This window comes from Serratia plymuthica (assembly GCF_018336935.1).
GTDB classification, from domain to species: domain Bacteria; phylum Pseudomonadota; class Gammaproteobacteria; order Enterobacterales; family Enterobacteriaceae; genus Serratia; species Serratia plymuthica_B.
Map to the genome: position 1 here is coordinate 3,537,227 of NZ_CP068771.1, position 12,415 is coordinate 3,549,641.

At 56.2% G+C, this 12,415-nt stretch carries 11 protein-coding genes; 7 read left to right on the top strand and 4 right to left on the bottom strand.

Annotation, left to right across the window (positions count from 1 at the left end):
- Positions 1-175: 175 nt before the first annotated feature.
- Positions 176-616, bottom strand: a complete 441-nt coding sequence (mioC, locus tag JK621_RS16495) for an FMN-binding protein MioC (protein ID WP_212556884.1) — start codon at positions 614-616, stop codon at positions 176-178.
- A 96-nt stretch (positions 617-712) separates the two neighbouring features.
- Positions 713-1,174, bottom strand: coding sequence for a transcriptional regulator AsnC (gene asnC, locus JK621_RS16500; protein ID WP_004950461.1), 462 nt, complete (start codon positions 1,172-1,174; stop codon positions 713-715).
- Between the two features lie 155 nt (positions 1,175-1,329).
- On the opposite strand from asnC, the gene asnA reads away from it, so the two are divergent.
- Positions 1,330-2,322, top strand: coding sequence for an aspartate--ammonia ligase (asnA, locus tag JK621_RS16505; RefSeq protein ID WP_212556885.1), 993 nt, complete (start codon positions 1,330-1,332; stop codon positions 2,320-2,322).
- 3 nt (positions 2,323-2,325) lie between these two features.
- On the opposite strand, the gene viaA is transcribed toward asnA, so the two are convergent.
- Positions 2,326-3,789 carry an ATPase RavA stimulator ViaA gene (viaA, locus tag JK621_RS16510; protein ID WP_212556886.1) on the bottom strand — a complete coding sequence of 488 codons (1,464 nt, stop codon included), beginning with the start codon at positions 3,787-3,789 and terminating at the stop codon, positions 2,326-2,328.
- 2 nt (positions 3,790-3,791) lie between these two features.
- Positions 3,792-5,300, bottom strand: a complete 1,509-nt coding sequence (ravA, locus tag JK621_RS16515) for an ATPase RavA (protein WP_126486157.1) — start codon at positions 5,298-5,300, stop codon at positions 3,792-3,794.
- Positions 5,301-5,583: 283 nt separating this feature from the next.
- On the opposite strand from ravA, the gene kup reads away from it, so the two are divergent.
- The 6 genes from kup to rbsK all read left to right on the top strand — a co-directional run bounded on the left by kup (position 5,584) and on the right by rbsK (position 12,412).
- Positions 5,584-7,452, top strand: coding sequence for a low affinity potassium transporter Kup (gene kup, locus JK621_RS16520; protein ID WP_212556887.1), 1,869 nt, complete (start codon positions 5,584-5,586; stop codon positions 7,450-7,452).
- A 168-nt stretch (positions 7,453-7,620) separates the two neighbouring features.
- Positions 7,621-8,040: a D-ribose pyranase gene (gene rbsD / locus JK621_RS16525; RefSeq protein WP_013815063.1), complete on the top strand. Its 420-nt coding sequence runs from the start codon at positions 7,621-7,623 to the stop codon at positions 8,038-8,040.
- Between the two features lie 7 nt (positions 8,041-8,047).
- Entirely contained in the window at positions 8,048-9,553 is a 1,506-nt protein-coding gene (gene rbsA, locus JK621_RS16530; RefSeq protein ID WP_212556888.1) for a ribose ABC transporter ATP-binding protein RbsA, read from the top strand.
- A gap of 6 nt (positions 9,554-9,559) precedes the next feature.
- Positions 9,560-10,525: a ribose ABC transporter permease gene (gene rbsC, locus JK621_RS16535; RefSeq protein ID WP_004950441.1), complete on the top strand. Its 966-nt coding sequence runs from the start codon at positions 9,560-9,562 to the stop codon at positions 10,523-10,525.
- Positions 10,526-10,548: 23 nt separating this feature from the next.
- Positions 10,549-11,436 (top strand): ribose ABC transporter substrate-binding protein RbsB, encoded by an 888-nt coding sequence (gene rbsB, locus JK621_RS16540; RefSeq protein WP_212560215.1) that lies wholly within the window; start codon positions 10,549-10,551, stop codon positions 11,434-11,436.
- Between the two features lie 49 nt (positions 11,437-11,485).
- A complete protein-coding gene (rbsK, locus tag JK621_RS16545; RefSeq protein WP_212556889.1) occupies positions 11,486-12,412 on the top strand; it encodes a ribokinase in 927 nt (308 codons plus the stop codon).
- The last annotated feature ends 3 nt before the right edge of the window (positions 12,413-12,415 follow it).

Here is a 12,415-nt window from a genome sequence, read left to right on the forward strand (position 1 = left end):
AAGGAGGATCGTTAGCTGTGAATGATCGGTGATCCTGTTGCTTATAAGCTGGGATCTAAATGGCATGTTATGCACAGGACAAAAAGCGACCTACGGTTGTTATTGGGATAACTACTGCTTTTACCCTGCTTTTAAGCCTAGTTATCCACAATCGTTCGCGTGATCTTTGTGCAAATCAGAGTAAATTAACCCAGTTTTTTACCCATTCCTCTGCCGGATCCTCAGGAATTTCGTGTTTAGTCACGTCGATCTCCAGCCGATCGCCGATCCTTTTCGCTCCGCAGGCGATCAAAAGATCGTTGATCCGTTGGATCGCGCCACAGAAGGTATCGTATTCGGAGCTGCCTAAACCGACTGCACCGAACGCTACCTGCGATAAATCAGGCCGCTGTTCTTCTATTTGTTCCAAAAGCGGCTGGAGATTATCCGGCAAGTCGCCGGCGCCGTGGGTTGAAGACACCACCAGCCAGCGCCCGGATAGGGTCAGTTCATCCAATTCGGGGCCGTGCAGCATCTCGGTAGTGAAACCCGCTTCTTCCAGTTTTTCAGCCAAATGCTCGGCTACATACTCGGCGCTGCCAAGCGTACTGCCACTGATCAGAGTAATGTCTGCCATGAATGAATGATCCCAGCCTTCTAAAAGTCGCAGCATTGTACGCTGTGAATCGGCTGGGATCTACCTGTGGATAATATGGGTATACTAATTAACTGACTAAGGCGTGATGGTACGCATGATGGGGTTCTGCAGCGAGATCAGGGTTTCGGTGGACTGGATCTCGTCAATCGTCTGGATCTTGTTGATAAGTACCTGTTGCAACGCATCTATCGAGCGACACATCACCTTGATAAATACGCTGTAGTGGCCCGTGGTGTAGTAGGCCTCAACCACTTCCTCCAGGCTTTCGAGTTTTTTTAGCGCGGAAGGATAGTCTTTGGCACTCTTTAATATAATGCCGATAAAACAGCAGACGTCGTAACCCAGCCGTTTGGGATTTACGTCTACCCGTGCGCCGGTAATGATACCGGCCTGCTTCATCTTTTCTACCCGCACATGAATGGTGCCGGGGCTGACGGCAAAGTTCTTGGCCAGCTCGGCATAGGGCGTGCGCGCATTCTCCATCAGGGCGTTGAGAATGCCGCGATCGAGATTATCGATCTGGTAATTTTCCGCCATTTAAACCCCCATTAATTATTGATTGTCGAATTATCGACGCCTAAAAATGAACGATTAAAAGTGAAAAGGCAATATTGATTAGCGGATATTGAATTACGCTGCCGTTCTGTTGCTTAATCGATGGCAACAGAGACAGATTTATAAGAGAAACGGCAATGAAAAAACAGTTTATCCAAAAACAACAACAAATCAGCCTGGTTAAATCCTTCTTCTCTCGCCAGTTGGAACAGCAGCTTGGCCTGATCGAAGTGCAAGCGCCTATCCTCAGCCGCCTGGGCGACGGAACTCAGGACAACCTGTCCGGCAGCGAGAAAGCGGTGCAAGTGAAGGTGAAAACCTTGCCGGACGCCACCTTTGAAGTGGTGCATTCACTGGCCAAGTGGAAACGCAAAACCTTGGGCAGCTATGATTTCAGCGCAGGTGAAGGCCTGTATACCCATATGAAAGCGCTGCGCCCGGATGAAGATCGTCTTAGCGCGATCCACTCGGTTTACGTTGATCAATGGGATTGGGAACGGGTGATGGGCGACGGCGAACGCAGCCAGGATTACTTGCAAAGCACCGTGCGCAGCATTTATGCGGCTATTAAGGCTACGGAAGCTGAAGTGAGCCGCGAATACGGCTTAACCCCGTTCCTGCCGGAGCAAATCCACTTTGTTCACAGCGAAACCCTGTTGCAACGTTACCCTGAGCTGGATGCCAAAGGCCGCGAGCGGGCTATTGCCAAAGAATTGGGTGCGGTATTCCTGATCGGTATCGGCGGCAAGCTGTCGCATGGCAAATCTCACGATGTGCGTGCGCCGGATTATGATGACTGGACCACGCCGGCGGCAGAGGGGCTGGCCGGCCTGAACGGCGATATTGTGGTGTGGAACCCGGTATTGCAGGATGCCTTTGAGATCTCTTCTATGGGGATCCGCGTTGACGCCGACGCGCTGAAACGCCAACTGTCGCTGACTGGCGATGAAGATCGCCTCCAGTTGGAGTGGCATCAGTCGCTGCTGCGCGGGGAGATGCCGCAGACCATTGGCGGTGGCATCGGACAATCGCGTTTGGTCATGCTGTTGTTGCAACTGTCGCATATCGGCCAGGTGCAATGCGGCGTGTGGTCGCCGCAAGTACGTGAAGCGGTCGAAGGGCTGCTGTAATCTTCAACGCCGCCAGCGGCGCATTAAACGGCTTTTTAACCCAGTATCAAAGCGCCAGATATGATCGAAGATGCGCATGATGCCGGGCTTGCCATAGGCGGACATCGCCACGGCATGGAAGCGCTGCTGATGGTTTTGCTGCTGCTGTTTCACCTTCTTTATGACCTCCTCCGGCAGCCGCTGGGCAATAAAGTCGGAAATGATCACCGCGTCGGCGTCAAACCAGCCGCTGTCTGCCATTTTGGTGACCGTGGCGTTCAGGCAAGCGGCCAGATCTGTGCCGCCGCGAAAATGCTGGCCGAGAAAACGCACCGCCTGCTCGATGCCACTGGCGGCGGTAAGCTCGTAATGCACGATCTGGTTGGCGAACAGCATGATGTAGCAACGGCGGTTATCCGCCAACGCTATGCGCAGCAGCGCCAGGCAAAAAGCCTTGGCGCACTGCTCATTGAAACCGCCCATCGAACCTGAAGTATCCACGCAGACGATAAACGGCCCGCGCGGTTGCTGATCTTGCTGCTGGTGGGTGACCTGTCGGATCAAGATTTGCTCCTGCCAGACGTCGCCCTGCAGGCGATACGTCAACAGCCGCTTTTCCAGCAGGCGACGGTAAAATTCAAACTCCAGCTCTTCGATGCCCAGCGTGGCCAGTTCCGGCGGCAGCAGGCGCAAAATATCGTCGCTTTGGTGAAGGCCGCTGACCTCTTCCGGCAGCGTGGCCGGTACCTGGACCATTACGCGGAACGGTTCCGGCTGCGCGTCTTGCTGTTGCACCGCCTTGGCCTGATAGCTGCGGCCCAATTGCTGCGCCAGTTTTTTCAGCTCCGGCTGTTGTTGCAGGAAATTGCCGTATTCCACCAGCCGCTGATAGTCGCCGCGCTGCAGATGGCCTTTGCTCATATCCCACAACCGCCCGGCGGCGGTGTCATTTTCCGACAACAGCGGCTCCAGCGCACCGCTCAGCGCCAGACGTTCTTGCAGCTCCGCCATCAGTTGCTCCCGCTCCTGTTCCAGCAACTGGTGGTGCAGCATGGTGGCCTGAAGCGTCAGGCTGATGCGCCAGCGTTGCAAAAACAGGGTCTGGAAGCTGTCGTCCAGCGGATGATTGGGCAGATCGGCGGCGTCCACCAGCGAACGGGCCTGCTCATAAAACGGGGAAACCAACTGGCGTAGCAGATCGAGGGTATCGTTCAGGTGGTGATAGAACTGAGTGTTGTTCTCCAACTGACACTGTTGATAGCGATAAAACTCCTGCGCCAGCGCTGGGGGGACCATGGCTTCATGGATACGCTCTTTCAGTTGCAGTTTCCAGCGCGGCAGATCGCGATCCAGCGCCCGGCGGATGGCCGGAAATTTCTTGAAGAAAACCGTTAGCTGCGGTGCTGCCAGCATGCCGACGATCATCTCCTCGATCAGCTCACCTTCGGTGATCGCCAGCAGCAGATCGAGCGTTTCCAGGCTGAGCATCGTTATTGGCCGCGCATCTGCTGGTGCTGCTGCTTGATCTGTTCCGCCACCTGCAACAGGCTGGCTTCAATTTTCGCCAGGCCGCCGGCAGGCGTAAACAGGCAGGGCTGGTGTTGGCTGAACAACCGGCGCTGTTCCGCCAGGCGCTGTGCCAGCGCGTCCATTTCGTCCAGCATCGCCTGGGGGGTACCGCCGGTCTGCTTACCGGGCAGGGCCAGCAGCGAAGGCTGGCGGCTGACGTCCAGCACCGTCAGGTGCAGTTGCTCGTCCACTTCCAGGTCGATCTGCTGGGCAAAACCGATGCCGTTCAGCTTGGCGCGCACGTCGCCGCCCTTTTGCAGCCAGTTTTCCAGTGCGCTGCTTTCAATGCTCAGATGGTTGACCTGAATATCATGCAGCTGCAGCGGTTTTTGCAACAGCAGGGTCAGGGTGCCGGTGCCTAATGGCGCCGCCGGCATGAACTGGGGTTTTCTGCTGAACATGCCGCCTTTTTTCACCAGGGCTATCGCCTGACGATCGCTCTGCTGTTGCTGATGTTGCAGCCAGCGGGTATGGATCTGCTGTAGCTGGATCAACAGCGTCTGCTGCTGATAGGCCGACTCGGTCAGTAACTGGTCGACTTGCTGTTGCAGCAGCTTTAGCGAAGTGAGGTCATGCCACAGGCAATCCTTCAACAACATCAGGTCGAGTGGGGCGACGGCGTCGCGGCCGCTGAAGAAGGCGCAGGCCTGCAACAGCCGCAGCGCTTTTTTCCAACGACGGTCAGAAACGTAGGGGGCGCTTTCCAGCGCATCCAGCCGTTGGCGCAGCTGGAATATCAGCTCAAAGCAGCCTTCGGGTAGTTTGACCTTGTCGATCTGCGGCTGCCATTGGTGAAATTCTTCGTCGCTGATGCTCAGGGCTTCAGGGACCGGGTTGTCATTCTCATTCTGGCGGCTGACCAGCAGCGAGCGGAAATTCTGTTTATCCTGAACTTTGTCCAGCCACAGGCGGATTAGCATGCGGTCGTACAGCGCCTCCAGGCTGTTGTCGGCCTCAGGCAGTTCGTTAGAGGCGGTAACCAGTAATCGCAGCGGGATCGGTTCTTCGCTATTACCGTTGCGGAAGCGGCGTTCGTTGATCGCTGTTAACAGGGTATTTAGGATCGCCGGGCCGGCTTTCCAGATTTCATCCAGGAACACGATCTCCGCCTCGGGCAGATAGCCGGCGGTCAGACGCTGATAGCGGCCTTCATCTTTTAATGCCTGGATCGACAGCGGGCCGAACACTTCTTCCGGCGTCGAGAAGCGTGTCATCAGGTATTCAAACGAACGCGCGCGGCGAAAGGCGAATTTTAACCGGCGGGCAATCAGGCTCTTGGCGATGCCGGGTGGGCCGAGAAGAAACACGCTTTCACCGCTCAACGCCGCCAGCAAACACAGGCGAATTGCTTCCTGCCGTTCATAAAGACCGCTCTCCAGCGCGCTGCTGAGGCGGGAAATCCGTTCTGCCAGAAGTGATGATGGCGCCATATTATTGTCGTGTTGTCCGAGAGTTAGCCAATCTTGGTGGATAATTCGATGATAAACCACCATTATTTTTAATGGTATAGCTTGTTGATTAGTAAAATCTTTCTATTATCAAAAGGGTGGCTGGTTCACATTTTGTTTATTTTTCGGGGCTGATATAAGAGTAGGCAAGCAGTATAAATCGTGCATACTGTGCGCCTTTTAGTGGGCGTAACGGATCTTAGAGCCCGTATCTCTGGCTGATGCGGATGCATCGCTAACGGATGTTCTAATAAAGAAACGAATCATGAGCACAGAACATAAACAGTCCTTATCAGCGGTAACTCTGGCGGCAATTGGGGTGGTTTACGGTGATATTGGCACCAGCCCTCTTTATACCCTGAGAGAATGTTTCTCCGGCCATTATGGCTTCGATGTGCGTCCTGACGTGGTGTTTGGCTTCCTGTCCCTGATTTTCTGGATGCTGATTATCATCGTTTCGCTCAAATACCTCAGCTATGTCATGCGTGCGGATAACGCCGGCGAAGGCGGTATCCTGACGCTGATGTCGTTGGCCGGGCGCAATACCTCGGCGCGCACCACTGCGGTGTTGGTGATTCTCGGCCTGATTGGCGGCAGTTTCTTCTATGGCGAGGTGGTGATCACCCCAGCGATATCGGTGATGTCGGCGATAGAGGGGCTGGAGATCGCCGCACCGTCGCTCGACGGTTATATCGTCCCCTTATCCATTCTGGTGCTGACGCTGCTGTTTGCTATCCAAAAACACGGTACCGGCAGCGTCGGAAAACTGTTTGCTCCTGTGATGCTGCTGTGGTTTATCGTTTTGGCGGTGCTGGGCGCGCGCAGCATCATCGCTAACCCGGAAGTGCTGCAGGCGATGAATCCGAAATGGGCGCTGAACTTCTTTATGGAATATAAGAAGGTCTCGTTCTTTGCGTTGGGCGCGGTAGTGCTGTCGATTACCGGCGTCGAGGCGCTGTATGCCGATATGGGGCACTTCGGCAAATTCCCTATCCGCCTGGCCTGGTTCACCGTGGTGTTGCCTTCTCTGGTACTGAACTATTTCGGCCAGGGCGCGTTGTTGCTGAAAAATCCCGAGGCGATCAAGAACCCGTTCTTCCTGCTGGCGCCGGATTGGGCGTTGATCCCGCTGCTGATCTTGGCGACGCTGGCTACGGTCATCGCCTCGCAAGCGGTGATTTCCGGCGTATTCTCCCTGACCCGCCAGGCTGTGCGCCTGGGGTATCTGTCGCCGATGCGCATTATCCATACCTCGGAAATGGAGTCCGGCCAAATCTATATTCCGGTGATTAACTGGACGTTGTATATCGCGGTAGTGCTGGTGATTGTGGGCTTCGAACACTCCAGCAACCTGGCAGCGGCATATGGCATCGCCGTTACCGGCACCATGGTGCTGACCAGCATTCTGGTGACCTCGGTGGCGATCAACAACTGGCATTGGAATCGCTTCCTCATGGTCGGCATCCTGATTATCCTGCTGATTATCGACGTGCCGATGTTCTCCGCCAATGCCCTGAAACTGTTCTCTGGCGGTTGGCTGCCGTTGTTGCTGGCGCTGATGATGTTCATCATCATGACCACCTGGAAAAGCGAACGTTTCCGCCTGTTGCGCCGTATGCATGAACACGGTAACTCTCTGGAGGCGATGATTGCCTCACTGGAGAAATCGCCACCGGTGCGGGTGCCTGGTACGGCGGTATTTATGTCGCGCGCCATTAACGTGATCCCTTTTGCGCTGCTGCATAACCTGAAACACAACAAGGTGCTGCATGAGCGGGTGGTGCTGTTGACGCTGCGCACCGAGGATGCGCCTTACGTCCACAATGTGCGCCGGGTGACCATCGAACAGCTTTCACCGACCTTCTGGCGGGTAGTGGCCAGCTACGGCTGGCGCGAAACGCCGAACGTTGAAGAAGTGTTCCACCGCTGTGGGCTGGAAGGGCTGCCGTGCCGCATGACGGAAACCTCGTTCTTTATGTCGCATGAGTCGTTGATCCTGACCAAGCGGCCTTGGTATCTGTTCCTGCGCGGCAAGCTGTTTATCGCGCTGAGCCGTAACGCGCTGCGTGCGCCGGACCAGTTCGAGATCCCGCCGAATCGGGTGATAGAACTGGGAACCCAGGTCGAGATTTAACTCCCTCTCAGGGGCTCAGCAATGCTGGGCCCCTTTTGTTTCCGCTTTTCAGTTGTGCGAGCGAAACGTTTCGATAGCGATCACATTTCTGCATTATCCCGGTTGCCTTCCCCTGCCGTTTTTTTAAACTCATCCGATAGCGAAACGTTTCGCTGCTGGAGTGAGAAGATGAAAAAAGGCGTACTGCTGAATGCTGAGGTTTCTGCCGTGGTTTCCCGGCTCGGCCATACCGATCAGATTGTCATCTGCGATGCGGGGCTGCCGATCCCGGCGGTAACGCAGCGTATCGATCTGGCGCTGACCCAGGGAGTGCCGACGTTTTTGCAGGTGGTCGGGGTAGTGACGCAGGAGATGCAGGTTGAAAGCGCCATTCTGGCGGAAGAGATGGTGCATCAAAATCCGCAGCTCCATCAAGCCTTGTTGGCTCAACTGATACAGCTTGGCCAACACCAGGGAAACACCATTAGCGTGAGTTATATCAGCCACCAGGCTTTTAAAGCGCAAACTGAACACAGCCGGGCGGTGATCCGCAGTGGTGAATGTTCGCCGTACGCGAACGTTATCCTCTGCGCCGGCGTAACTTTCTGAGGCATTTATGCAACCTTTACTGCAACTGAAAGGGATCGATAAAGCCTTTCCCGGCGTGAAGGCGCTTTCCGGCGCCGCACTCAGCGTTTATCCCGGTAAGGTGATGGCGCTGGTGGGCGAAAACGGCGCCGGGAAGTCCACCATGATGAAAGTGCTGACCGGCATCTATAACAAAGACGCCGGCAGTCAGTATTTTCTCGGCAAAGAGGTGGCGTTCAACGGACCAAAGTATTCGCAGGAAGCGGGCATCGGCATTATCCATCAGGAACTGAACCTGATCCCTCAACTGACGATTGCGGAAAACATTTTTCTCGGGCGTGAGTTTGTTAACCGTTTTGGCCGCATTGACTGGAAGCGAATGTACGCCGAAGCCGACAAACTGCTGGCGCGGCTTAACCTGAGTTACAGCAGCCACCGGCTGGTGGGCGAACTGTCGATCGGCGATCAGCAGATGGTGGAAATCGCCAAGGTGCTGAGCTTCGAGTCCAGGGTCATCATTATGGATGAGCCGACCGATGCGCTGACCGACACGGAAACCGCGTCTTTATTTAAAGTGATCAACGAGCTGAAGGCCGAAGGGCGCGGCATCGTTTATATCTCGCACCGGCTGAAGGAGATCTTCGAAATCTGCGATGACGTCACGGTGTTCCGTGACGGGCAGTTTATCGCCGAACGGCCGGTCAGTGAGCTGCAGGAAGACCTGCTTATCGAAATGATGGTCGGCCGCAAGCTGGAAGAGCAGTACCCGCGGCTTAATCTGCCGCGCGGCGAAAAGCGGCTGCAGGTCAGCCAGGTTTCCGGCCCCGGCGTGCATGACGTCAGCTTTACCCTCTACCGCGGCGAAATCCTGGGTGTGGCTGGGCTGATGGGCGCCGGGCGCACCGAGTTGATGAAGATTCTCTACGGCGCCGCGCCGCGCAAAGCCGGCACGGTCAGCCTCGATGGCCATGAGGTGGTGACGCGTTCCCCGCAGGACGGCCTGGCGAACGGCATCGTGTATATCTCCGAAGACCGCAAGCGCGATGGCCTGGTGCTGGGAATGTCGGTGAAGGAAAACATGTCTCTGACTGCGCTGCGGTATTTCAGCCGCGCCGGCGGTAGCCTGAAACAGGCTGATGAGCAGCAGGCGGTAGGGGATTTCATTCGCCTGTTCAATATCAAGACTCCTTCCATGGAACAGCCGATTGGCCTGCTTTCCGGCGGTAATCAGCAGAAGGTGGCGATTGCCCGCGGTTTGATGACGCGGCCAAAGGTGCTGATCCTCGACGAGCCGACGCGCGGCGTCGACGTCGGTGCCAAAAAAGAAATTTATCAGTTAATCAACCAGTTCAAGCAAGAAGGGCTGAGCATCATTCTGGTGTCTTCGGAAATGCCGGAGGTGCTGGGCATGAGCGACCGCATCCTGGTGATGCACGAAGGGCACTTAAGCGGTGAATTCCCGATTGAACAGGCCACCCAGGAAGTGTTGATGGCAGCGGCCGTCGGCAAGCAATACGGCGTAAAGCAGGAGTAATCAGATATGAGTTCCCAGAGTGTCGCAAAGCGCTGGTTCAGTAAAGAGTGGCTGTTAGAGCAAAAGTCCCTGATTGCTCTGTTGGTGCTGATTGCCGTGGTCTCTTCAATGAGCCCGAATTTTTTCACCCTGAACAACCTGTTCAATATTCTCCAGCAAACTTCGGTAAACGCCATTATGGCGGTGGGGATGACGCTGGTGATCCTGACTTCCGGTATCGATCTGTCGGTGGGATCGCTGCTGGCGCTGACCGGTGCGGTGGCGGCGTCGATCGTCGGTTTTGAAATCAACGCGGTGGTGGCCGTTGCGGCGGCGCTGGCGTTGGGTGCTGCGGTGGGCGCCTGCACCGGCGTGATTGTCGCCAAAGGCAAGGTACAGGCATTTATTGCCACTTTGGTGATGATGTTGCTGCTGCGCGGCGTCACCATGGTGTACACCAACGGCAGCCCGGTGAATACCGGCTTTACCGATGTGGCCGATACCTTCGGCTGGTTCGGTATCGGCCGCCCGCTGGGGGTGCCAACCCCGATCTGGATTATGGCGATAGTGTTTATCGCCGCCTGGTACATGCTTCACCACACTCGCCTGGGTCGCTATATTTATGCCCTGGGCGGCAACGAAGCGGCGACCCGCCTTTCCGGCATTAGCGTCGATAAAGTGAAGATTATCGTTTATTCACTGTGCGGGCTGCTGGCGGCGCTGGCCGGCGTTATCGAAGTGGCGCGCCTGTCTTCTGCGCAGCCGACTGCCGGTACCGGCTATGAGTTGGACGCCATCGCGGCCGTCGTGTTGGGCGGCACCAGCCTGGCGGGCGGCAAGGGCCGCATCGTAGGCACGCTGATCGGGGCGCTGATCCTCGGCTTCCTGAACAACGGCCTGAATTTACTGGGTGTTTCTTCCTACTACCAAATGATCGTGAAGGCAGTGGTGATACTGCTGGCGGTTCTGGTAGATAACAAAAGCAACAAGTAACCTCCCCTACAGGAATCACGATGATGAAAATGAAAAAACTGGCAATCCTGGCCTCGGCCTTCGCTCTGACCGCCACCCTGAGCGCTAACGCGTTGGCGAAAGACACCATCGCGCTGGTGGTGTCCACCCTGAATAACCCATTCTTCGTTTCCATGAAAGAAGGGGCGCAGCAGGAAGCCAACAAGCTGGGCTATAACCTGGTGGTGCTGGACTCGCAGAACAACCCGGCGAAAGAACTGGCTAACGTGCAGGATCTGATGGTGCAGGCGCCCAAACTGCTGCTGATTAACCCGACGGATTCCGATGCGGTGGGTAACGCCATCAAGATGGCCAATCAGGCCAAAATCCCGGTCATTACGCTGGATCGCGTGGCAAGCAAGGGCGAGGTGGTCAGCCATATCGCTTCGGATAACCGCGTTGGCGGCAAAATGGCCGGCGACTTTATCGCTAAAAAAGCGGGTACAGACGCTAAAGTGATCCAGTTGGAAGGGATTGCCGGCACCTCCGCCGCCCGCGAGCGTGGCGAAGGGTTCAAACAGTCGCTGGATCAGAACAAATTCAAACTGCTGGCCAGCCAGCCGGCAGATTTCGACCGTACCAAGGGCCTGAACGTAATGCAGAACCTGCTGACTGCGCATCCGGACGTGCAGGCGGTGTTTGCGCAGAACGACGAAATGGCGCTGGGCGCACTGCGCGCGCTGCAAACCGCCGGTAAAACCGATGTGGTCGTGGTAGGCTTCGACGGCACCGCCGACGGCGTGAAAGCGGTTGAAGGCGGCAAGTTGGCGGCGACCGTCGCGCAGCGTCCGGATCAAATCGGCGTGATTGGCGTGGAAACGGCGGATAAAGTATTGAAAGGCGAGAAAGTGCCGGCAACCATCCCGGTTGATTTGAAACTGGTCACTAAATAAGCCATACCCGCGCCATCTGACGATGGCGCGCAATTCAGGAATCAATGCGATGGAAACAGGTAAGCTGGTGGTGCTTGGCAGTATCAATGCCGACCATATCCTCAATATTGAGCAGTTTCCCCACCCGGGCGAAACGGTGATCGGGAAACAGTATAAGGTGGCATTTGGTGGTAAAGGCGCGAATCAGGCGGTGGCGGCAGGGCGCAGCGGTGCGGATATCGCCTTTATAGCCTGCGTCGGCGCAGATGACATCGGTGAACGGATCCGCTTGCAACTGGCGACCGATCGCATTGATACCCAACCGATTGAGGCGATTGCCGACAATACCACTGGCGTGGCGCTGATTTTTGTTAATGCTGAAGGCGAGAACGTGATCGGCATCGATGCCGGCGCCAATGCCGCCGTAACGCCCGACTATCTGGCGCGCTATCAGCAGAAAGTGATCCAGGCCGATGCTTTGCTGATGCAGCTCGAGTCGCCGCTGGAGACGGTGATGGCCGCCGCTCGTCTGGCGAAGCACCATCAAACGCAGGTGATCCTCAATCCGGCGCCGGCGCGTGAGCTGCCGGATGAACTGCTGGCGATGGTCGATATGATTACGCCAAATGAAACGGAAGCCCAGCGCCTCACCGGCATAGCTATCGCTAATGATGATGACGCGGCGCGTGCGGCGCAAGCCTTGCACGATAAAGGCATCGGCACGGTGATCATTACCCTTGGCAGCCGTGGCGTTTGGTTGAGTGAGAACGGCAACGGTAAGTTGGTGCCCGGTTTCAAGGTTAAAGCGGTAGACACCATCGCTGCCGGTGATACCTTCAACGGGGCGTTGGTGACGGCGCTACTGGAAGGTAAAACCATGGCGGATGCGGTGCGCTTCGCCCATGCGGCGGCGGCGATCGCGGTAACTCGTCCCGGCGCTCAGCCCTCCGTTCCCTGGCGTGAAGAGATCGACGCCTTCTTGCAGCAGCAGGAGTAATTC